The sequence below is a fragment of the Rhizobium sp. WSM1328 genome (assembly GCF_057653715.1).
Map to the genome: position 1 here is coordinate 1,792,335 of NZ_CM172788.1, position 22,352 is coordinate 1,814,686.

Consider the following 22,352-nt stretch of genomic DNA (forward strand, 5'->3'; position numbering starts at 1 on the left):
TCCGGTGGACGACATGAGCAATCAGCGGTCGATAATGTCGCAGATGCCAATCGCATGTTGCCTATCCGTTCCGAATCTCGTCATTCTGCCGTTGCTGCCGTCGACCTCCGCCGCAAACGTCGTCGATCGCATGCCACGGGGCGCTCCGACTGATGTCGTTGAGCGCCCTTTTTCTTTACGGTCAGGGGCTGACGGGAACTGCGACATCGTGTTTGGTCAACTTGGCGCACTGAGCCTCGCATATCGTTGCGGATGCCATAGATTACGCCAATCGGTCGTCGATCAATCGGGCGACGCCGACCCCGGTGACAGGCCGGCACGTATTCATAATTTGCGGGAGTTGCATGATGGAATATCGACGTTTGGGAAAGTCGGGCCTGCAGGTGAGCGAGTTCGCCTTCGGCTCATGGGTGACGTTCGGTAAGCAGGTCAATGGAGGCGACGCCGTCGACCTCATGAAGCTTGCCTATGACAACGGGGTGAACTTCTTCGACAATGCCGAAGGATACGAGAGCGGCAAGTCCGAGATCGTGATGGGCGAGGCGCTCAGCAGGCTCGGCTGGAGCCGCGACAGCTTCGTCGTCTCCAGCAAGGTCTTCTGGGGAGGCCAGAAGCCGACGCAGCGCGGCCTGTCGCGCAAGCATGTGACCGACGCCTGCCACGCAGCGCTTAAGCGGCTTCAGGTCGATTACCTCGACCTCTACTTCTGCCACCGCCCGGATATCGACACGCCGATCGAGGAAACGGTCCGGGCGATGCACGACCTCGTCGCCCAGGGCAAGGTGCTCTATTGGGGCACGTCGGAATGGTCCGCGCAGCAATTGACGGAAGCCTATGCCGTCGCCCGGGACTTGCGCATCACGCCGCCGACCATGGAACAGCCGCAGTACAACATCTTCGAACGCCAGAAGGTCGAATCCGACTACCTGCCGCTCTACGATCTGATCGGCCTTGGCACCACGATCTGGTCGCCGCTCGCCTCAGGCGTCCTGACCGGCAAGTACAACAACGGTGTCCCTGCCGACAGCCGTATGAACCTGCCGGGCTACGAATGGCTGAAGGAAAAGTGGTCCAGTGATGCCGGCCTTGCCCAGCTCAAACAAGTTGGCGAGCTCGCAAAGCTCGCGGACGAGATCGGCATATCGATCACCCATCTCGCCCTTTTGTGGTGCCTCGCCAACCGCAACGTCTCGACCGTCATTCTTGGAGCCTCGCGCGCCGGCCAGCTGCAGGACAATCTCGCGGCCCTCTCACACAGACACAAGATGACGTCTGACGTGCTGGAGCGGATCGACACGATCGTCGGAAACAAGCCCGAAGGACCACGTCGCTTCTAGAGAAAACAAACCTCTCGACGGGCCAGATCAACGCCCGTCGAGAGACGTCGCTGGCCAATCGTTCCAGCACGATGGCGCGTGAGAGGGCCTGCGTATCCGTGACTAGGTTGGATCGGCTGTAACGAGCTTTTTGCAACAGTGACATGCTAGGGAGGCGGGATGCATTTTCTTGAAGTTTTCGCGATCGGAAGTCTTATAGCCGCTGGAATTTTTCACGTCTGCATGCTCTTCGCCTTCGAGCACCTGACCAGTAAGATCAACAAATATGGGCCGAACTTGGTAACGAAAAGGGGAAGGGCGCTCCCCGAAATTGATCAGAACAGCCAAGTGATTCCACGGGAATTGAAGAGTCAATTCGTGCTTTACAGGCAGTGTTGGATCGTTTTCATGGTCGTGTTTATGATGCCTGTGGCGGTTTACTTGATCAGTAAGGCAAAATGAAACGCTCTAAGTTTCGTATCCTTGCGTGGCTGTTATTTTTCTGCGCCATCAGTCAGGGGAAAATCGAGGCGAATTTGACAGGGATCAGTCTTTTCGCAAGACCTGATAGCTTTGCCAGTATGTATCTGAGAATAAACGCTTTCGATGAATCCTTCACTCGCTGCCGGATCGCCATGGACCTTGCAAGTGCGATCGGTGATGCCAGTTGCAGAAGGTCTCTACGACTCATCAACGAGTTCTCTGACCTGGTCGGTATGGGTGTAATACGCGATGACGACGAGAAGACGCTCAAACGGGTCTTAGATTTTCTGATCCAATACAGGGATCATAGTAAATGAGCCTGCAGTCTAGTTTTCAACACGACGGAAAGGCTGACGGCACACAGCATGGCAAACGGCAGGCGATTTGCCCAGCCTACAGCGTCTGCTCGTCAGTGTATCATCCGGCAACCGCGACGCCGCGACTGCGAAAGCATGGCCGACGAGACAAGGTTAACACGGCTTGACAATGTGACGAGACGCGTTGCATTTTCGCCACAATGCGTTGCTTAAAGGTCACGCAAGGGTTTTGGACATTCGCTCCCGATCGAGTCGTTGCAGCGCTGGCTTTCTAAAGCCGGCGTTGCTTGGTTTTCGATCGGATGGCGAGGGCGGCAGGTGTCGTCTGAAGAGAGGCCGAATGACGCAGGATGGGGTATCGCCGGCGGCGGCGGGCGAGACGGTGACGACAGTGACCGACCGCCGCGCCCTTTTTGCCGTGCCCGGCCTGGTGCTCGCCGGCGGCGCGCTTCTCTGCGCCACAGCGACGCTTTTCGTGCTGCTCGGCCTGACGCCGATCGCCCCGACGTCGCATGTCGTCATCACCTCGGTGATCGTCAATTCCTTCTTTGTCCTGACGCTGCTCGCCTTGATCGGCCGCGAGGTGGCAAGGCTGCTGAAAGCCCGCACCCGCGGCCGTGCGGCAGCCCGCCTGCACATCCGCATCGTCGTGCTCTTTTCGATCGTCGCGATTACGCCGGCGATCCTCGTCGCCATCTTCGCCAGTATCACGCTGAATGCCGGCCTCGACCGCTGGTTTGCCCTGCGCACCCAGTCGATCGTCAGCTCGTCGCGCAACATCGGCCAAGCCTACATGATGGAGAATGCCAGCTACCTGCAGGGGCAGACGGTCTCCATGGCCAACGATTTGGAGCGCAACCGCGCGCTCTACACCCTCGACAGGACCGGCTTTGCCGACCTGATGACCCGCCAGGCGAGGGGCCGCGGCCTGCTCGGCGCCTTCCTCGTCGAGCGCGACGGCTCGGTGATCGTCCAAGCCGATATCGCCACCGAAAAGCCGCTGCCGGCCATTCCGCAGGACGCATTGGAAAAGGCGGCTGCCGGCCAGCCGACGCTGATCCCGCCCGGCGTTACCAATCTCGTCGGCGCCATCATCAAGCTCGACGCCATCCAGGGCACCTTCCTCTATACGGTGCGCGCCGTCGATCCCAAGGTCATGGGCGCCATGCGCATGATGGAGGAGAACGCCACCGAATACCGCTCGATGGAGGCCAACCGCTTCTCGCTGCAGGTCGCCTTCGCCGTGCTCTATATCGGCTTCGCGCTCATCGTGCTGCTGGCGGCGATCTGGACCGCGATCGCCGTCGCCGACCGCATCGTCCGGCCGATCCGCCTGCTGATCACGGCGGCCGACAGCGTTGCATCGGGCAATATGGATATCGTCGTGCCGGTGCATGCCGTCGACGGCGACGTCGCCAATCTCTCTCGCACCTTCAACAAGATGATCTCCGAAATTCGCACCCAGCGCGACGAGATCCTTGAGGCCAAGGACGAGGTCGACGACCGCCGCCGCTTCATCGAAGCGGTGCTGTCGGGCGTCACCGCCGCCGTCATCGGCGTCGAGCAGGATCGCCGCATCGCCATCGTCAACAGTTCGGCCGAGACGCTGATGTCGTTGTCGGCCGACGAAATGCTCGGAAAGCAGCTGGTCGACATCGCGCCGGAGGTCGATCACGTGCTGACGGAGGCTGCGGTGCGTTATCGCGGCGATTTCCGCAAGCAGATCGCGCTGGTGCGCGGCGGCACGGTGAGGACGCTGAGCGTGCAGGTCACCCGCGAGGAAGTGCGCGACATGAGCGAATCCTACGTGATCACGCTCGACGACATCACCGATCTCGTCATCGCCCAGCGCTCGACCGCCTGGGGCGACGTGGCCAGGCGCATCGCTCATGAGATCAAGAACCCGCTGACGCCGATCCAGCTGTCCGCCGAGCGCATCCAGCGCCGTTACGGCAAGCAGATCGACCCGGATGACCGGACCGTCTTCGACCAGTGCACGGATACGATCATCCGCCAGGTCGGCGACATCGGCCGCATGGTCGACGAATTCTCCGCCTTTGCTCGCATGCCGAAACCCACCAAGGAGCCGAGCGATCTGCGCAATATCCTGCGCGACGCGATCTTCCTGCGCGAGATGGGCAACCATCACGTCACCTTCGGGCAGGATTTCGGCGACCAGCCGCTGGAAGGCCTGTTCGACAGCCGCATGCTCGGCCAGGCCTTCGGAAATCTCATCAAGAATGCCGTTGAATCGATCGAGGCCGTTCCTGGCGACGAACGGGACGAACGCAAGGTTCTCGTCCGCGCCGCCCTCGATACCGGCCGCGACCGCTTCACCGTCGACGTGATCGACAATGGCCGCGGCCTGCCGGTGGAGAACCGCCACAGCATTCTGGAACCCTATATGACGATGCGCGAGAAGGGCACCGGCCTCGGCCTCGCCATCGTCAAGAAGATCATCGAGGAACATGGCGGGCAGCTCGAGCTGCATGATGCGCCCGCCGATTTTGACCGGGGAAGAGGGGCCATGATCCGCGTGCATCTGCCACGCCTGGATCCGACGCCTGCTGCCCCCGCAGCCAATGACAAGGAAAGCGTTTATGGCCTCTGATATTCTCGTCGTCGACGATGAGCACGATATTCGCGAGATCGTTTCCGGCATTCTCTCCGACGAAGGGCACGAGACGCGCACGGCCCATGACAGCGACAGCGCACTGGCGGCGATTTCCGATCGCGTGCCGCGGCTGATCTTCCTCGATATCTGGATGCAGGGCAGCAAGCTCGATGGTCTCTCACTGCTCGACGAGATCAGGACTCGCCATCCGGAACTGCCCGTCGTGATGATATCAGGCCATGGCAACATCGAGACCGCCGTCTCGGCGATCAAGCGCGGCGCCTTCGATTTCATCGAAAAGCCCTTCAAGGCCGACCGGCTGATCCTGATCGCCGAACGCGCGCTGGAGAATTCCAAGCTGAAGCGCGAGGTGTCGGATCTGAAGCGCCGCACCGGCGATGCGCTGGAGCTGATCGGCACCTCGGTTGCCGTCTCGCAGTTGCGCCAGACGATCGAGAAGGTTGCGCCGACCAACAGCCGCATCATGATCCTCGGCGCGTCGGGCTCCGGCAAGGAGCTGGTGGCGCGGATGATCCACAAGAAGTCGGCCCGCGCCAACGGCCCCTTCGTTGCGATCAACGCCGCCAACATCACGCCCGAGCGCATGGAAGTGGCGCTGTTCGGCACCGAGGGCACGCCCGGCCAGGCGCGCAAGATCGGCGCGCTCGAAGAAGCCCATCGCGGCATCCTCTATCTCGACGAGGTCGGCGAGATGCCGCGCGAGACGCAGAACAAGATTCTCCGCGTCCTGGTCGATCAGCAGTTCGAGCGGGTCGGCGGCTCCAAGCGCGTCAAGGTCGATGTCCGCATCATCTCCTCGACCGCATACAATCTCGAGAGCCGCATCGCCGAGGGATGGTTCCGCGAGGATCTCTATCATCGCCTTGCCGTCGTGCCGGTGCGTGTGCCCGCGCTTGCCGAACGGCGCGAGGACATTCCCTTCCTCGTCGATCAACTGATGCGCCAGATATCGGAGCAGGCCGGCATCCGTCCGCGCCGTATCGGCGACGACGCCATGGCGGTGCTGCAGGCGCATGACTGGCCCGGCAACATCCGCCAGCTGCGCAACAATATCGAGCGGCTGATGATCCTTGCCCGCACCGACGGCCCGGATGCGCCGATCACCGCCGACATGCTGCCGACCGATCTCGGCGACATGCTGCCGAAGGTGTCCGCCAAGAACGACTATCACATCATGACGCTGCCGCTGCGCGAAGCCCGCGAGATGTTCGAGAAGGATTACCTGATCGCCCAGATCAACCGCTTCGGCGGCAACATCTCGCGCACCGCGGAATTTGTCGGCATGGAGCGTTCGGCGCTCCACCGCAAGCTGAAGTCGCTCGGCGTCTAAGTGTATCCGGCGCGGCCGACCCCGCGCCGCGTCCCATATTGCTTCCCGGAAGACCAGGTTTCCCATGCCGAGAATTGCCTATGTGAATGGCCGTTACGTCAAGCATTCCAATGCCAGCGTGCATATCGAGGATCGCGGCTACCAGTTCGCCGATGGCGTCTATGAGGTCTGCGAGGTGCGCCACGGCTATATCGTCGATCTCACGCGCCACCTGAACCGTCTCGACCGATCGCTTGGAGAGTTGCGCATCGCCTGGCCGATGGGCCGGGCGGCGCTGACGCAGGTCATTCGCGAGACGCTGCGCCGCAACCATGTCCGCAACGGGCTTTTCTACATGCAGGTGACACGCGGCGTCGCCCGCCGCGATCACGTCTTTCCGGCCGAGGGAACGCCGCCCTCACTCGTGATCACCGCCAAGAGCACCGATGCCAGGATCATCGCCGCCAAGAACGCCAATGGCATCAAGGCGATCACCCTTGTCGATAATCGCTGGGACCGCGTCGACATCAAGTCCGTCGGCTTGCTGCCGAATGCCATGGCCCGCCAGCAGGCCAAGGAAGCCGGCGCCCAGGAAGCGATCTATACCGACGGCGACGGCATGGTGAAGGAAGGGGCGGCGACCAATGTCTGGATCGTCGATCCTGATGGAACGCTGGTGACGCGCCCGGCCGAACACGGCATTCTGCGCGGCATTACCCGCACCACTCTGATGGATGTCGGAGCCAAGCTGGGGTTGACGATCACTGAGCGGAACTTCTCCGTTTCGGAGATGCTCGCAGCCCGCGAGGTCTTCCTCACTGCAGCCACAAGCATTTGTTTTCCGGTCGTTTCCGTCGACGGCCAGCCCATTGCCAACGGTCATCCGGGCAGCGTTTCGCAGAAAGTCCGCGAGGCCTTTTTCGACGTTGCGGAAAAGATTGCGATTTGATACCAAGATTTGCTGGACAGGTGGAATGAGGATGCCACCGGTCTTCGCATGGTGAGGTTGATTGATATTCTACTGGCCGGATCAGGTCGGCAATAAAGAAAGAAGCGGCGCGATGGCGGAACGTTCTCAGAATCTTCAGGACTTATTTCTCAATACTGTTCGCAAGCAAAAGATTTCCCTGACAATCTTTCTGATCAACGGCGTGAAACTCACGGGCGTTGTTACGTCTTTTGACAATTTCTGTGTTCTTCTTCGCCGTGACGGCCATTCGCAGCTCGTGTATAAGCATGCGATCTCGACGATCATGCCGGGCCAGCCCATGCAGATGTTCGAGAGCGAAGAAGCAGCGTCCTAACAGGATCAGCCGTCATTTCGACACGCGATACCAAGAACGATTCGATCATCCCTGAGGCCGCCAAGCACAGGGACGACATGCGCGCGACTGTCGTCGTGCCGGTTCTGAAATCGCGCAGTCGCGGCGGCCAGGGCGAATCGGCCTCGACCCGCACACCGGAAAGCCGGCTCGAAGAGGCGACGGGCCTTGCCCAGGCGATCGACCTCGATGTCGTCAACGGCTCCATTGTCCCGGTCAACGATCCGCGACCGGCCACACTGCTCGGCACCGGCAAGATCGAGGAGATCAAGGCACTGCTCGATGAGCGCGATTCCGGTCTCGTCATCGTCGATCATCCGTTGACTCCGGTACAGCAGCGCAACCTCGAAAAGGTATGGAACGCCAAGGTCATCGACCGGACGGGCCTCATCCTCGAAATCTTCGGCCGCCGCGCCTCCACCAAGGAAGGCACGCTGCAGGTCGACCTCGCCCATCTGAATTATCAGAAGGGCCGCCTCGTCCGAAGCTGGACCCACCTTGAACGCCAGCGCGGCGGCGGCGGCTTCATGGGCGGTCCCGGCGAAACCCAGATCGAAGCCGACCGACGGATGCTGCAGGACCGCATCATCAAGCTCGAACGCGAGCTGGAGCAGGTCGTGCGCACCCGCCAGCTCCACCGCGCCAAGCGCCGCAAGGTGCCGCACCCGATCGTGGCGCTGGTCGGCTATACCAATGCCGGCAAGTCGACGCTGTTCAACCGTATCACCGGCGCCGGCGTGCTGGCTGAAGACATGCTCTTTGCCACGCTCGACCCGACGCTTCGGCGCATGAAACTGCCGCACGGCCGCACCGTCATCCTGTCCGACACCGTCGGCTTCATCTCCGACCTGCCGACCCATCTGGTCGCCGCCTTCCGGGCGACGCTGGAAGAAGTGCTGGAAGCCGATCTCATCCTGCATGTCCGCGACATGTCCGATGCCGACAACCAGGCGCAGAGCTCCGACGTGATGCGCATCCTGAACGATCTTGGCATCGACGAGGCCGAAGCCGAGAAGCGGCTGATTGAGGTCTGGAACAAGATCGACCGGCTGGAGCCCGAGGTGCACGACACCATGGTGCAGAAATCGGCCGGCGCCAGCAACGTGGTCGCCGTTTCGGCCGTCAGCGGCGAGGGCGTCGATACGCTGATGGAAGAGATCAGCCGCAGACTATCCGGCGTGATGACCGTGGCAACGATCCGCCTTCCGGTCGACAAGCTGGCGCTGCTGCCCTGGCTTTACGATCACGCGATCGTCGACGGCCGCGAGGATAATGAAGACGGAACGATCACCCTCGACCTGCGCTTGTCCGAAACCGAAGCCACCGAACTCGAGCGCCGCATCGGCAACGGCCAGAAGTCTTCAAAGGAAGATTGGGAGCGGTAAGGTCGGCGAGACCAGCCCCTCATCCGGCTGCCGCCACCTTCTCCCCGTAAACGGGGCGAAGGGACAAGCCGCAATGTCTCGGCTCTCGCGCACCTCTGGTATGGCACGTCCCCTCTACCCGTTCACGGGGAGAGGGTTAGGGTGAGGGGCAGCCATCTGCACAAACCGGACAGCCGATACCTCACTCCGCTCCAACCACGATCGCCCTTTCAATCGCCTTCGCCGCCTGCCAGATTTCCTCCATCCGCTCCAGCGTCGCGTCTTGCAGAGTCTCACCTTCTGCTTCAAGAACCTGTTCTATATGGCTGAACCGACGACGGAATTTCGTATTAGTTCCGCGCACTGCCTGTTCCGGATCGGCCTTCACATGCCGGCCGATATTGACGACCGCGAAGATCAGATCGCCGAGCTCGTCGTTGACCTTTGCCTGATCGCCTTCGCGAAGGGCCACCCGCAATTCGCCGATCTCCTCCTCGATCTTGTCGAGGATCGGCTCGGGCGCTGACCAATCGAAGCCGACCTTGGCGGCGCGTTCCTGCAGTTTCAGTGCTTCCGTCAAGGCCGGGAAGCTGCGCTGTACGGAGCCGAGGAAGCCGCTGTTGAAGTCCTCGGTGATGCCGCGCCGTGACCGTCGCTCGGCGCGCTCGCGTTTCTCCGCCTGCTTGATCTCGTCCCATTGTCTCTTCACCGCGTCTGGCGTATCCGCCGCCGAGCGTGCAAAGACGTGCGGGTGGCGGCGGATCATCTTGGCAGTGATGGCGTTGACCACGTCGCCGAAGGAAAATTCGCCGGCCTCCTCGGCCATGCGGGCGTGAAAGACCACCTGCAGCAGCAGATCGCCCAACTCGTCGCAGAGATCGTCCATATCGCCGCGCTCGATCGCGTCGGAGACCTCATAGGCCTCCTCGATCGTATAGGGCTTGATCGTCTCGAAGTTCTGCACGATGTCCCAGGGGCAGCCGGTTTCGGGATGGCGCAGCGCCGCCATGATCTCGATCAGCCGCGAAATGTCTTTGGAAGGTTCCATGTTGCCTCGGTTCAGCAGGCTTCAGTTGGGTGGCCCTCAGTTCAGGGGCCTTCAGTTCAAGGGGATGTCGTTGGCGCTCTTCGACGACTGATAGCTGGTCGACAGCGCGTCGTAGCGCGCCTTGATGCGGGCGGTCTGCGTCTTCAGCGCGTTTTTCAGCTGAGCCTCTTCGGTCTCGACGAGATCGGCGATGGCAAAGCTGTTCCAGAAGGCGTTTTGCCTGCGGTAGCCGCCGGGTTCAAGCCCGAAGACGTCCTTCAGGATCTTCAAATCGTGCGGAATGGCGAAGGCGTCGCGCGAATCCTCATGGCTGAAGAAATAGTAGAAATTGTCGAAGCCGGCCCAGGTGATCGCCGACATGCACATGGTGCAGGGTTCGTGCGTCGACAGGAAGATCAGATCCTTGGTCGGCGGCTTGTCGCCAAGCTCGTAGAAGCGCTTCAGCGTATGGACTTCGCCGTGCCAGAGCGGATTTTCCAGCTCGTTATTGGTCTCGGCGACGACGAGCGAAAGATCGGATTTCCGCAGGATCGCCGCACCGAATACCTTGTTGCCAAGCGAAACCCCACGCTCCGTCAGTGGCAGGATATCGTCTTCCATGACCGAAAGCAGGCGGGAGGCAATGGTCTTATCAGGCATGAGGACACTCCAGTTTTCCTCAGTCTATCGCCTTGGCGGCGCGAGTGAAATGCGTCAAGCACCGGTGGACGTCTTTTGTCACAGGCTTTATACTGCACCGCAGCAAGCGGGTTGGGAACATGCGGCTTTTGGGACGCACGGGTGACTTTTCTCAAATCACTGACGGCACGAGCAAAAGAATACCTGCTTGCTTGGGCTTTCGAATTTCTGTTCCTTCAATCCCTTGTCGATCAAGGGCATATTCCGGCAACCTCGAAGTGGATTGATGATGCCTTCCAAGACTGAACAGCTTTCGGTATTTCCCGCCTTCTTTCGCGTGGAAGGCCAGAAGACGGCTGTCTTCGGCAATGGCGACGAAGCGTTCGCCAAGGTGCGGCTGCTGCTCAACACGCGGGCGCGGATTATCGCCTATGCCGACCGGCCGGAAGCCGATTACCACGCTTTCCTGATCGCCAACCGGATCGAGACCGTACGCGCTGCCTTCGCAGCCGAACAGGTCGAGGGTTCGGCGCTCGTCTTCGCCGCAACCGGCGATGAAGCTGACGACCGCAGCATCGTCGAAGCTGCACGTGCCGCCAGAATTCCGGCCAATGCCGTCGATCAACCCGATTACTGCGATTTCTTCACGCCGGCGCTGGTCAACCGCGCCCCCGTCGCCGTGGCGATCGGCACGGAAGGGGCAGGGCCGGTTTTGGCGCAGATGATCCGCGCGCAGATCGACCAGCTTCTTTCGCCCTCGCTCGGCCGTCTTGCCGGGCTGGCGACGAGCTACCGCAAGTCCGTCGAACAACTGATTCCCAGAGGCGTCTCCCGCCGGGTCTTCTGGCGCCGTTTCTTCTCCGGCGCCGTTGCCGATGCGGTCGCCAACGGCAACCTGCCGCAGGCCCGCCATGCCGCCGACCGGCTGCTGCACGCGATGGACAAGGTCGCCGGCCACGTCTGGCTGGTCGGCGCCGGTCCGGGTGCCGAGGATCTGCTGACGCTGCGCGCCCAGCGCGTGATGATGGAAGCCGACGTCATCGTCTATGACGCGCTGGTGCCGCAGGCGATCGTCGATATGGGCCGCCGCGATGCCGAGCGGCTTTCCGTCGGCAAGCGCAAGGGCTGCCATTCGAAGTCCCAGGAAGAGATCAACGACCTGCTGGTCGATCTCGGCCGCCAGGGCAAGCGTGTCGTCCGTCTGAAATCCGGCGATCCCCTGGTCTATGGCCGGGCTGGCGAAGAGATGGCGGCACTGCGCGCCGCCGGCGTCACCTATGAGATCGTGCCCGGCATCACCTCGGCTTTCGCCGCCGCTGCCGATTTCGAGCTGCCGCTGACGCTGCGCGGCGTCGCCTCCTCGCTGGTCTTCACGACCGGCCATGATCTCACCGGCGACGTGCTGCCCGATTGGGCAAGCCTTGCCGTTTCCGGCGCGACGATCGCCGTCTATATGGGTCGCACGGTTGCCGCCTCCGTCGCCGAGCGGCTGATGCAGGCGGGCATTCCGTCTGAGACTACCGTTGCCGTCATCGAAAATGCCAGCCGCGCCGATCGCCGCCTGCTGCATGGCACGCTCGCCGATCTGCCCGATCTGCAGCACCGCGACGAATTAACAGGGCCCGTCATGGTCATCATCGGCGATGCGGTCGCCGGTGCCAATTTCGAACTGTCCGAGCCCTTGGTGCGCGCAAACGCCCGGCTCGAGGAACTTGCAAGGAGCTGAATATGGGTGACAAGGTTCTGACCGCCAACCGGCTGACGGACGGCATTGCCGTCTGGCTGGATGCGAACGGGAAGTGGTCCACCTCGCTGCAGGAGGCGCTTGTTGCCCGTCATGCCGAGGCCGTTGAGGCGCTGGAGGCGATCGGCAAGAAATCCTATGCCGACAACGAGGTGGTTGACGTCGCCGTTGTCGACGTTCAGGAAACCAACGGCATTCTCTGGCCTCTTCGCCTTCGCGAGCGCATCCGCGCGCAGGGCCCGACCATGGAATATGCCCCGGGCTACGCTCCTGCCGATCCCGAATTCATTGCAGTCTGAGGAAGACGATGTACCGTTACGACGAATTTGACCATGCCTTTGTTACCGAGCGCGTCGAGCAGTTTCGCGATCAGGTCGAGCGCCGCCTTTCCGGCGAGCTCGCCGAGGACGCGTTCAAGCCGCTGCGCCTGATGAACGGCGTCTACCTGCAGCTTCACGCCTACATGCTGCGCATTGCCATTCCCTATGGCACGCTGAGCTCCCGCCAGCTGCGCATGCTCGCCCATATCGCCCGCACCTATGACCGCGGCTATGGCCACTTCACCACGCGCCAGAACCTGCAGTTCAACTGGCCGAAACTGTCCGACATTCCCGATGCGCTTGCCGACCTTGCCAGCGTAGAGATGCATGCGCTGCAGACCTCGGGCAATTGCATCAGAAACGTCACGGCCGATCACTTCGCCGGTGCCGCCGCCGATGAGATCGCCGATCCGCGTCCTTACGCCGAAATCCTGCGCCAGTGGTCGTCGGTCCACCCGGAATTCTCCTTCCTGCCGCGCAAGTTCAAGATCGCCGTCACCGGTGCCGAGCGCGACCGCGCCGCAATCCAGGTCCATGATATCGGCCTGCACGTGAAGACGAACGACAAGGGCGAGATCGGCTTTGCCGTCTATGTCGGCGGCGGCCAGGGCCGTACACCGATGATCGCCAAGCTGATCCGCGACTTCCTGCCCGAGGAAGACCTGCTTTCCTACACCACGGCCATCGTGCGCGTGTACAATCTGCACGGCCGCCGCGACAACAAATACAAGGCCCGCATCAAGATCCTCGTGCACGAAACCGGCACCGAGGAACTGACGCGCCAGGTGGAGGCTGAATTCGCCGCGCTGAAGGATACCGAGCTCAAGCTGCCGGAAAAGGACGTCCAGTCGATATCTGCCTATTTCGCGCCGCCGGCCCTGCCCGAACGCGCCGAAGGCTGGGAAAACCTTGCCCGCTGGAAGAAGGCCGATTCCGGCTTCGCCCGCTGGGTCCAGCAGAACGTGCAGCCGCACAAGAACCCCGATTACGGCATGGTGACGATCTCGCTGAAGCCGATCGGCGGCATTCCGGGCGACGCCTCGGATGCGCAGATGGATGCGATCGCCGACCTCGCCGAGGAATATGCCTTCGACGAAATCCGCGTCAGCCATGAGCAGAACCTGATTCTGCCGCATGTGGCGCTTGCCGATCTCGAAGCCGTCTATCGCGGCCTCGTCGCCATCAATCTCGCCGAAGCCAATGCCGGCTTGATCACTGATATCATTGCCTGTCCCGGGCTGGACTACTGCGCGCTCGCCAATGCGCGCTCCATTCCGCTGGCGCAGGAAATCTCCCGCCGCTTCGGCGATGCGGAACGCCAGGCCGAGATCGGCGAGCTGAAGATCAAGATCTCCGGCTGCATCAATGCCTGCGGCCATCACCATGTCGGCCATATCGGCCTGCTCGGTGTCGAGAAGAAGGGCGCTGAACTCTACCAGATCACGCTCGGCGGCTCCGGCGACGAACATACCTCGATCGGTGAAATCATCGGCCGCGGCTTCGAGCCGGACCGGGTGACGGACGCGATCGAGACGATCGTCGACACCTATCTCGGCCTGCGCCTCGATCAATCCGAGAACTTCCTCGCCGCTTATCGCCGCGTCGGACCGCAGCCTTTCAAGACTGCGCTCTACGGCTCGGCCGCCGAAGCGGCATAAGGAGGGGATGATGACGAAGATCTGGAGAGAAACCGGTTTTGTCGAAAACGATCCCTGGGTGATCGAAACCGACGAGGTGAAGGCGACCGAGGAGCAGAAGCCGCTGCTCGGTCTCGACGAACTGATTGCCAAGGCCGACGAAAGCAACGATGTGGGCCTCGGCGTGCTGATCAAGCCGGCCGACGACGTGCGCCGGCTGGAGCCCTATCTCGATCGCCTCGAAATCGTCGCCGTCGCCTTTCCGGCTTTCAACGACGGCCGCGCCTTCAGCCATGCCTCGCTGCTGCGCCAGCGCCTCGGCTACACCAATGAGCTGCGTGCCGTCGGCGACGTGCTGATCGATCAGGTGCCGCTGATGCTGCGCGTCGGCATCGACAGCTTTTCCGTCACCAACGCCACGGCGCTGAAGCGGCTTTCCGAAAACCGTCTTCCCGCCATTCCCCATCATTATCAGCCGGCGGTGCGTGACGCCGAAGCCGGCAAGGGCTATAGTTGGCGCCGTCAGGCGAAGCCGGCCGCATAAGCGGCTGGTCAGCCGTTTTACCTTGACGGAACGGTAGCATGAAGAGATTCGAAGTAGCGGTGATCGGTGGCGGTCTCGCCGGCATGATCGCCGCAATCGCGCTGGCGCGTGGCGGTCGCAATGTCGCGCTGGTGGCACCCCTCGCTCCGAAGGAGGATCGGCGCACCACGGCGCTGATGGATCAATCGATCCGCTTCCTCGACCGGCTGGCGCTCTGGGAAAAGCTCCGTCCCGCAGCCGCTCCTCTGACCAGCATGCGCATCGTCGACGGTACCGATCGACTGCTGCGCGCGCCGACCACCACTTTCCGCGCGGCCGAGGTCGGCCTCGATGCCTTCGGCTACAATTTCCCCAACAAGGCGCTGAACGGCATTCTCGAAGAGGCTGCCGCCGGCGAGGGCAATATCACCCGTTTCACCGATATGGCCGAATCGATCGACATATCAGCCGAGGCTGTCTCGATCCGCATTACTGGCGGCGAGACACTGTCGGCCGATTTTGCCGTCGGCGCCGATGGCCGCGGCTCGAAGCTGCGCGAGACCTCCGGCATTGCCGTGCGCAACTGGTCCTATCCGCAATCGGCCATGGTGCTGAATTTCGCCCATTCGCTGCCGCACCAGAACATCTCGACCGAATTCCACACCAAACACGGCCCCTTCACCCAGGTGCCGCTGCCGGGAAGCCGCTCCAGCCTCGTCTGGGTGCAGGATCCCGCTGAGGCGGCGAGCCGCGCGGAGTTGCCGCTTGCCGAGCTCGGCGCCCTTGTCGAAGCGCGCATGCAGTCCATGCTCGGCAAGGTCGATGTCGAAGAGGGCGTCCAGGTCTGGCCGCTCTCCGGCATGATGGCGCATCGTTTCGGCAAGGGACGCATCGCGCTGATCGGGGAGGCCGCCCATGTCTTCCCGCCGATCGGGGCTCAGGGGCTGAACCTCAGCCTGCGCGATATCATGGCGCTTGCCGATATCCTCTGCGACAGGGCGGAATTGCCGGTGCCGGCCGACGCCGGCGAAAGCTTCGACCGCAAACGCCGCGCCGACATCATGACGCGCACGGCAAGTGTCGATATTCTCAACCGCTCGCTGCTTTCGGATTTCCTGCCCGTCCAGATGCTGCGCGCTGCCGGCCTGCACATCCTCTCGGCCATACCGCCGCTGCGCAATATCGTCATGCGTGAGGGCATCGAGCCGGGCCGCGGCTTCCGCGATATTCCGGAGGCGCTACGGGAAAAGCTGAAGCGGAAGAAGGCCTGAGCGGATCACGATTAGCCAGAGCGAAACAGTCACCACCGAAAACACCGTCGTGATCAGGATCGTCGCCGAGGCGCGCTCCTGCCAGACGCCATACTGCTGACCGATGACGAAGACGTTGGTCGCCGTCGGCAGTGAGGCGAGCAGCACGGCCGCCTGGATCCAGACCGGTTCGAAACCGCCAACCGCCGTCAGCGCAACGAAGACCGCGATCGGATGAAGGATCAGCTTCGCCGGCACGATATAGGAGATTTCTGCCGGGATCCGCTTCAACGGTCGGAGCGCCAGCGTCACGCCCATGGCAAAGAGCGCGCAGGGCGCCGCCGCCTGGGCGAGATAGTCGACGAGGCGCTGAAACGCCGGCGGCTGGTCGATGTGCAAGGCGGCCACCGCAAAGCCCAGCGCGGTCGACAGGATGAAGGGATGCAGCGCCACCTTCTGGACGATATCGGCGGCGAGTTGGCCTGTTGAACCCTTGTCGTCGCCGGCCGCCGCCATCAGCGCCGGCGCCACGATGAAATGCAGCGCGTTTTCGAAGCAGATGATCAGCGCCACCGGCACGGCTGCGCCTTCGCCGAGCGCCAAGAGTGCCAGGCCCGGTCCCATATAGCCGATATTGCCATAGGCGCCGGCAAAGGACTGGATGGTGCAATCGGCCAGCGAATTGCCGCGCACGACGCGGCCGATGACGAAAAGCAGGATGAAGACCGCATAGGTCGCCGCGATATCGGTGACAATGAAATCGACGCGCGTCAGCTCTTCGATCGGCGTGCGCGAGACGAGCTTGAAGAACAGCGCGGGCAGGGCGGCATAGATGATGAAAGTGTTCAGCCAGCCGAGCGCTTCGGCCGGCTGCTTGGTCGCCTTGGCGGCGATGTAACCGATCAGGATCAGGCCGAAGAACGGCAATAGCAGGCTGACAATATCGGCCAAGAGGTCTTCCAGGGCGCGGGGATGATCGGCGGGTCAGGATCTGACTTAAGCAATTCCAGCAAAAGTGTGTAGCGGTTTTTCGTCAGGAATTGCGCAGAAACAAGAGCAATTCCAGCAAAAGTGTGTAGCGGTTTTTCGTCAGGAATTGCTCAAAAAAACAAACCAGTAGAGCGTGGACTCATTCACGCGATGAGTACACGCTCTGCGACCGCCAACAAGCGATCAATAGTCCCAGAAGGCCGCCACCCAACGAAAGGCGTCGCCGTCCACCGCCACCCGGCCGACGGAGGGAAACGGCAGGTGAGTGGCCACCAGCTGCTCGCCGGTCTCCGCCAGTTCCCGCAACAGACGGACCCGAACGCGCGCCGCCTCCTCGGGGTCGTGTTCGAAGCCGTTGTACCAGTCCGGATGTTCAAACCCGACCGCGAACACGGCGTCGCCGGCAAACATTAGCCTGTCGCCGCCGGAGGCCACGCGGATCACGCTGTGGCCGGGGGTGTGGCCGCCGGTGCGATGGACGACCACGCCCGGCGCCACCTCGTACTCATCATCGAACAGCCTGAGATGGCTGCGATACTCTTTGGCGAATCGCTTGGCGGTCGCCCGAAGCGCGTCCGGGAAGCCCGGCGGCATGGAGACCCGAGAGAAATCGGGCGCCTCCCAGAATTTGACCTCTGCCGCCGCCACGTGGATCCGCAGGTCCGGACGCAGCTGGTCCTTCACTCCGTCGACGAGCAGCCCGCCAATGTGGTCCATGTGCATGTGGGTCAGGACCACGTCGGTCACCGACGCAAGATCGATGCCGGCGGCCTCCAGTCGCTTGATCAGCTGCCCGGCCCGCGGCAGGTGCAGGTCCGGGTCGAGCCCCAACCCGGCGTCGAGAAGTATGGTCTGGTCGCCGCTGCGTACCACGACCACGTTCAGCGCCCAGTCGAAAGCGTCCGCTGGCAGGAACATGTCTTTCAGCCAGGCCGCTCGGACGGCGGGATCGATGTTGTGTCCCAGCATCGCGGTTGGGAGCGGTAGCACCCCGTCGCTGACCACCAGCACCTCAATCTCGCCGACCTGCACCGCGTAGCGCGACGGAACCAATTCGTCGAGCCGAGGTCTGCCGGTGTGTGCGGTGTTTTCCAGGCTCATCTTTGTCTCAAGGTTCATGTTCGTCTCCTTCTGACCGCCGCCTTAAACACGGCATCGACGACGCTACATGGAGCCGTGTTTTCGATCGATTGGGTCGAGGGATAAGGGCGGGTGGGGCCGAGGGACAGGGCAAGCCATACCACGGCATAGGTCCAGGCCTCGCTTTTTGCTGTCGGCGGCGTGCTGATGGGCGGACTCGATCAGATCAGCGAACGCGGCATGCCTGTGACTGGGCTCGCCACAAATGTCATTTTTGACAGTCGAGGCCGGACATGATGCCGTTTTCTACGCTGCCGGGAGGCATCTTGCCGGGCCAGCGGACCATGGCGGGCGCGCGAAAGCCGCTTCGAAAAGCTGCAAATAGCCCGCCACGGCAGCGCATCGCGGAGACAACTTCCGACGAAGACGGTGCAGTGGCCGGTCGGTGGAGTCCGTCAGAGCGTGTCGATCAGGCCTCCGTCCACGCGCATCGAAGCTCCAGTCGTTGCGGACGCCAAAGGGGAGGCCAGATAGGTGACGAGATTGGCGATTTCCTCGACGCTCGCGGCGCGTTGGATGATCGAACCGGCGCGGTGCTTCTTGACGAAGTCCGCCGCCACCTCCTCGATCGGTTTCCCTGTCCTCGCACGTTCCTCGGCGAGCATCGCCTCGACGCCTTCCGACAGCGTGGGGCCGGGAAGGACGGAGTTCACGGTGACGCCGGTGCCGGCCATGCGTTTGGCAAGGCCGCGGGCAACCGCGATGTCCGCGGTCTTGCTGACACCGTAGTGGATCATCTCGACCGGTATGTTAAAGCCGGATTCGGACGCGATGAAGATGACGCGGCCCCAATCGAGCTTTTGCATGCCCGGAAGATATGCGCGCGAAAGCCTGACGGCGGACATGACGTTCACCTGCCAGTGGCGGTCCCATACCTCGTCGTCCGCATCGAAGAAGTCCAGCGGCTGGAAGATGCCCGCGTTGTTGATGAGGATGTCCACGTGAGGAACCTGGGCGACAAGAGCGTTACATCCGCCAGCGGTTGCGAGATCCGCTGCCGCCGCGGTCACGCTTCCCTTGGCGCCGTCGCCTTTCAGGCGGTCGGCGGCCTTCGCGGTCTTTTCCTCGGACCGGCCGTTGACCACCACGTTCGCCCCCGCCCTCGCGAGCTGGCGGACGATTGCGTATCCAATGCCTTCGGTGGATCCGGTAACCAGAGCGGTCTTGCCTGTAAGGTCGATCTGCATCTTCTGCTCCTTTGAGGTTGGATGACAGAACGTATGAACTGGCGGCCGGTCTAGCAACAGCCAACGATGCGGATAATCCTTTCGCGTAGGGGAAGGAACCGATCAACGGGCTCTAGTGGCGCAGAATCTTGCCGAGGAAGGCGCGGCTGCGGTCGGTCTTCGGGTGGGCGAAGAATTCATCCGGCGTGCCGCTTTCGACGATGGCGCCGGCGTCCATGAACACCACGCGTTGCGCGACCTTGCGGGCGAAGCCCATTTCGTGGGTCACCACCATCATCGTCATGCCTTCCTCCGCGACGGCGACCATGACATCGAGCACTTCCGATATCATCTCGGGATCGAGCGCCGAGGTTGGTTCGTCGAACAGCATGATCTTGGGGCGCATGCCGAGGCAGCGCGCGATGGCCACGCGCTGCTGCTGGCCGCCCGACAGTTGCGCGGGGTAAGCATCGACCTTGTCCGCGAGCCCGACCTTGGCCAGCAGCTCGCGGCCGGCCTTCTCGGCTTCGGCGCGCGGGATCTTGCGCACGTGCATTGGCGCCAGCGTGACGTTCTCCAGCGCTGTCTTGTGCGGATAGAGATTGAACGACTGGAAGACAAAGCCGATCTCCGCGCGCAATAGTGTCATGTTGGTGGTGCGATCGCCGAGACGCTGACCGTCGACAACCAAGTCACCGTCACGGATCGTCTCCAAACCGTTCACGCAACGGATCAAGGTGCTCTTGCCCGAGCCGGATGGACCGCAGACGACGACGACCTCGCGCGGCGCGACGTCGAGCGTGATATCCTTGAGCACATGAAGTGGGCCAAACCATTTATTGACGGCGCGAAACTCGATCATGCTGGTTCAACCTTTCGGATTCTGCGGCGGCGTCACAATCGCACCTCGCCATGGGCCGCGCCCATTCGAAGCTCCAGACGGCGGGCGAGCATGATGAGCGGATAGCAGACAATGAAATAACCCACGCCGACCAGGAAGAAGACCAGGAGCCCATTCGGCACCCGCTGCACCACCAGCCAGCCGACCCGCGTGAGGTCGGTGAGCCCGATGGCCGAGACGACGGAGGAATCCTTGATCAGCAGCACGTACTGGCCAACCAGTGGCGGCAACACGATCCGCATCGCCTGCGGCAGCACGACCTGGCGCATCCTCTGCCACCGTGACAGCCCGGACGCCAGCGCCGCCTCGATCTGGCCGGTTGGAACGGCGCGGATGCCGGCGGCGACGATCTCGCAGATAAAACAAGCCGCGAGGTTTGTCAGAGCAATGATGCCGGCACTGAAGGCGTCGAGCTCGATGCCGAATTCCGGCAGAATGAAGAATATCAGAAAGATCTGCACCAGGAACGGCGTGCCGCGGATCAGGTCGACCCAGGAGCCGATCGCTGCGCTTAAAAGCCGGCTTCCACCAGTCCGAAGGATGCCGAGGCAAAAGCCGATCAGCGTACCGAGCACCAGGCTAATCAGCGACAACGCGACGGTCATGCCGAGGCCACGCAAGGCGAGGGGATAGCTGCCGGCGAGGCTCTGCAACTGCTGCCAGATCATGTCCGCGCTCCTGTCGGCGCCAATCCGAGCCAGTACGCGGATAGCGCCGCTAGCCCCTTCAGGCCGTAATAGAGCAGGAGGTAGAAGGCCGCGATGGTCATGAACCCTTCGGCGGGCATGAAGCGGTCGGAGGCGAGCAGTTGCCCGGCACGGGTCAGTTCGGCGACCGAAATCAACGATAGCAAGGCCGAATCCTTGACCAGCACGATCGCTTGGCCGAGCAATGGTGGAATCGTCACCTTGAAGGCTTGCGGCAGGATGACGAAGCGCATGCGTTGGATGAAGGTCATGCCCGAAGCGATGCCTGCCTCCACCTGGCCGCGGTGGATCGACAGGATGCCGGCACGGATGATCTCGGCAATATAGGCACCGCTGTTCAGCGACAAGGCGAGAATGCCGACAACGAGTTCCGGCAGGATGAAGCCGAGGCGAGGCAGACCGAAATAGAGGAAATAGAGCTGCGCCAGCAAGGGTGTGGCCCGCACCGCGTCGATGAAGGCCCTGGCGGGAAGGCGAAACAGCCGGGCGGGCTGCAGGTTCATGGCGACGAGCACGATGCCAACGGCGAGCGCACCGGCGAAGGAGAGGAGCGACAGCCACACCGTCGTGAAGAGACCCTGCCCGAACAAGGGCAGATATTCAACGATGGCGCGGAAGCTGAAGTTCTCGAGCATGGCGAATGGCCTATCCCAGACGGCGGAAGACGAAATGTCCCGGACGGTCTCGCGACGCCGAAGCGCGCGCGAAACCGGCCGGATCAGATGGATGCTTGAACCATGGGTCGGGCTTAGTGATCCTTCTTCCAGTTGTCGGAGTTGACCCAATAATCGAGGTTTTTCTGCAGACGGCCGTCGAGGGTGACCTGGTCGAGAAACTGGTTCATCCAGATCAACAGGTCCGGTTCGTCATAGCGCGTGGCGAATGCCAACGGCTCCTTCGACAGCATGTCGGGCATAATGGTGAAGCTGCCGGCCGGATAAGCCGTTGACTGACCCTTGACCGCCGAGACGTCGTTGACGCCGCAATCGGCCTGGCCGTTATTGACGGCATCGAGCAGCAGCGGGCCGCCACCCTTGTAGCTCTTGATCTCGGCATCGGGAAAGGCGGCCTTGGCCTCTTTCTCGCCGGTGGCACCGAGCAGTACCGCGATCTTGGTGCCCTTGGCCTTGCAGTCTCCGGTCGTGTTGAACTTGCCGCCGGCCTTGGTGAAGACGGTGCTGCCGGTATACATGTAGGGCTTGGTGAAGGCGACCTTCATTCCCCGCGCCAGCGTCGGCGTCATGTCGGCGACCAGGAGATCGGCCTTTCCGGACAACAGCGCCGGGATCAGGCCATCCCAGTCGAAATCAAGGAAGGTGATCTTCACGCCCATTTCCTTGGCCATCAATTCGGCGAGCTCGACCGAGCTGCCGGTCCGTTCGCCGGCCGCGTCGACCAACGAGAAGGGAGGGCCTTGTGTCTGCACCGCGACGCGCAGCTCGCCGCGCTTGGCGATGTCGTCGAGCGTTCCGGCATTGGCGGCGGCGGCGATACTGGCAAGCGCGACCGCTGCGGCGAAAAACTTGGTAATGTTCATTTCATATTTCTCCCGGTTGTCGTTG

The 22,352-nt window shown here is 62.2% G+C and carries 21 protein-coding genes; 12 read left to right on the forward strand and 9 right to left on the reverse strand.

What is annotated here, in order from left to right; translation table 11 throughout:
- Nucleotides 1–347: 347 nt before the first annotated feature.
- The 7 genes from AC2444_RS09255 to hflX all read left to right on the forward strand — a co-directional run bounded on the left by AC2444_RS09255 (nucleotide 348) and on the right by hflX (nucleotide 8,767).
- The gene (locus AC2444_RS09255) at nucleotides 348–1,337 is read left to right on the forward strand and encodes a potassium channel beta subunit family protein (RefSeq protein WP_012757343.1); all 990 of its coding nucleotides are present in this window, start codon (nucleotides 348–350) and stop codon (nucleotides 1,335–1,337) included.
- 437 nt (nucleotides 1,338–1,774) lie between these two features.
- Complete coding sequence (locus AC2444_RS09260) at nucleotides 1,775–2,116, forward strand: hypothetical protein (RefSeq protein WP_012757345.1); 342 nt, start codon at nucleotides 1,775–1,777, stop codon at nucleotides 2,114–2,116.
- Nucleotides 2,117–2,456: 340 nt separating this feature from the next.
- Complete coding sequence (locus AC2444_RS09265) at nucleotides 2,457–4,727, forward strand: sensor histidine kinase NtrY-like (RefSeq protein WP_012757346.1); 2,271 nt, start codon at nucleotides 2,457–2,459, stop codon at nucleotides 4,725–4,727.
- Complete coding sequence (ntrX, locus tag AC2444_RS09270) at nucleotides 4,717–6,081, forward strand: nitrogen assimilation response regulator NtrX (RefSeq protein ID WP_003559163.1); 1,365 nt, start codon at nucleotides 4,717–4,719, stop codon at nucleotides 6,079–6,081. The genes AC2444_RS09265 and ntrX overlap by 11 nt, the downstream gene beginning before the upstream one ends.
- A gap of 64 nt (nucleotides 6,082–6,145) precedes the next feature.
- Nucleotides 6,146–7,009, forward strand: coding sequence for a D-amino-acid transaminase (locus AC2444_RS09275; RefSeq protein WP_012757347.1), 864 nt, complete (start codon nucleotides 6,146–6,148; stop codon nucleotides 7,007–7,009).
- Between the two features lie 112 nt (nucleotides 7,010–7,121).
- Complete coding sequence (gene hfq, locus AC2444_RS09280) at nucleotides 7,122–7,364, forward strand: RNA chaperone Hfq (RefSeq protein ID WP_003539403.1); 243 nt, start codon at nucleotides 7,122–7,124, stop codon at nucleotides 7,362–7,364.
- Between the two features lie 77 nt (nucleotides 7,365–7,441).
- The gene (hflX, locus tag AC2444_RS09285; protein ID WP_012757348.1) at nucleotides 7,442–8,767 is read left to right on the forward strand and encodes a GTPase HflX; all 1,326 of its coding nucleotides are present in this window, start codon (nucleotides 7,442–7,444) and stop codon (nucleotides 8,765–8,767) included.
- 181 nt (nucleotides 8,768–8,948) lie between these two features.
- Here hflX and mazG read toward each other — a convergent pair whose 3' ends face one another.
- Together mazG and AC2444_RS09295 are read right to left on the reverse strand one after the other, a co-directional pair.
- Nucleotides 8,949–9,794 (reverse strand): nucleoside triphosphate pyrophosphohydrolase, encoded by an 846-nt coding sequence (mazG, locus tag AC2444_RS09290; protein ID WP_012757349.1) that lies wholly within the window; start codon nucleotides 9,792–9,794, stop codon nucleotides 8,949–8,951.
- Between the two features lie 51 nt (nucleotides 9,795–9,845).
- The gene (locus tag AC2444_RS09295; protein WP_012757350.1) at nucleotides 9,846–10,433 is read right to left on the reverse strand and encodes a deaminase; all 588 of its coding nucleotides are present in this window, start codon (nucleotides 10,431–10,433) and stop codon (nucleotides 9,846–9,848) included.
- Between the two features lie 268 nt (nucleotides 10,434–10,701).
- On the opposite strand from AC2444_RS09295, the gene cysG reads away from it, so the two are divergent.
- The 5 genes from cysG to AC2444_RS09320 are packed head-to-tail and all read left to right on the forward strand — an operon-like array spanning nucleotide 10,702 to nucleotide 15,907.
- Entirely contained in the window at nucleotides 10,702–12,138 is a 1,437-nt protein-coding gene (cysG, locus tag AC2444_RS09300; RefSeq protein ID WP_128449097.1) for a siroheme synthase CysG, read from the forward strand.
- Between the two features lie 2 nt (nucleotides 12,139–12,140).
- The gene (locus AC2444_RS09305) at nucleotides 12,141–12,455 is read left to right on the forward strand and encodes a DUF2849 domain-containing protein (protein ID WP_012757352.1); all 315 of its coding nucleotides are present in this window, start codon (nucleotides 12,141–12,143) and stop codon (nucleotides 12,453–12,455) included.
- Between the two features lie 8 nt (nucleotides 12,456–12,463).
- Nucleotides 12,464–14,134, forward strand: coding sequence for a nitrite/sulfite reductase (locus tag AC2444_RS09310; RefSeq protein WP_012757353.1), 1,671 nt, complete (start codon nucleotides 12,464–12,466; stop codon nucleotides 14,132–14,134).
- 10 nt (nucleotides 14,135–14,144) lie between these two features.
- Complete coding sequence (locus AC2444_RS09315; protein WP_003539420.1) at nucleotides 14,145–14,657, forward strand: DUF934 domain-containing protein; 513 nt, start codon at nucleotides 14,145–14,147, stop codon at nucleotides 14,655–14,657.
- Between the two features lie 38 nt (nucleotides 14,658–14,695).
- Nucleotides 14,696–15,907: a UbiH/UbiF family hydroxylase gene (locus AC2444_RS09320; protein WP_012757354.1), complete on the forward strand. Its 1,212-nt coding sequence runs from the start codon at nucleotides 14,696–14,698 to the stop codon at nucleotides 15,905–15,907.
- Here AC2444_RS09320 and AC2444_RS09325 read toward each other — a convergent pair.
- From AC2444_RS09325 to AC2444_RS09355, 7 genes are all read right to left on the reverse strand, one after another.
- Nucleotides 15,875–16,837: an AEC family transporter gene (locus tag AC2444_RS09325; protein ID WP_012757355.1), complete on the reverse strand. Its 963-nt coding sequence runs from the start codon at nucleotides 16,835–16,837 to the stop codon at nucleotides 15,875–15,877. The genes AC2444_RS09320 and AC2444_RS09325 overlap by 33 nt on opposite strands.
- 222 nt (nucleotides 16,838–17,059) lie before the next feature.
- Entirely contained in the window at nucleotides 17,060–17,995 is a 936-nt protein-coding gene (locus tag AC2444_RS09330; RefSeq protein ID WP_012757356.1) for an MBL fold metallo-hydrolase, read from the reverse strand.
- Between the two features lie 416 nt (nucleotides 17,996–18,411).
- Nucleotides 18,412–19,203: an SDR family NAD(P)-dependent oxidoreductase gene (locus AC2444_RS09335; RefSeq protein WP_012757357.1), complete on the reverse strand. Its 792-nt coding sequence runs from the start codon at nucleotides 19,201–19,203 to the stop codon at nucleotides 18,412–18,414.
- Between the two features lie 112 nt (nucleotides 19,204–19,315).
- A complete protein-coding gene (locus AC2444_RS09340; RefSeq protein WP_012757358.1) occupies nucleotides 19,316–20,044 on the reverse strand; it encodes an amino acid ABC transporter ATP-binding protein in 729 nt (242 codons plus the stop codon).
- 32 nt (nucleotides 20,045–20,076) lie between these two features.
- Entirely contained in the window at nucleotides 20,077–20,751 is a 675-nt protein-coding gene (locus AC2444_RS09345) for an amino acid ABC transporter permease (RefSeq protein ID WP_012757359.1), read from the reverse strand.
- Complete coding sequence (locus AC2444_RS09350; RefSeq protein ID WP_012757360.1) at nucleotides 20,748–21,425, reverse strand: amino acid ABC transporter permease; 678 nt, start codon at nucleotides 21,423–21,425, stop codon at nucleotides 20,748–20,750. The genes AC2444_RS09345 and AC2444_RS09350 overlap by 4 nt, the downstream gene beginning before the upstream one ends.
- 113 nt (nucleotides 21,426–21,538) lie before the next feature.
- A complete protein-coding gene (locus AC2444_RS09355; protein WP_012757361.1) occupies nucleotides 21,539–22,327 on the reverse strand; it encodes an ABC transporter substrate-binding protein in 789 nt (262 codons plus the stop codon).
- Between the last annotated feature and the right edge of the window lie 25 nt (nucleotides 22,328–22,352).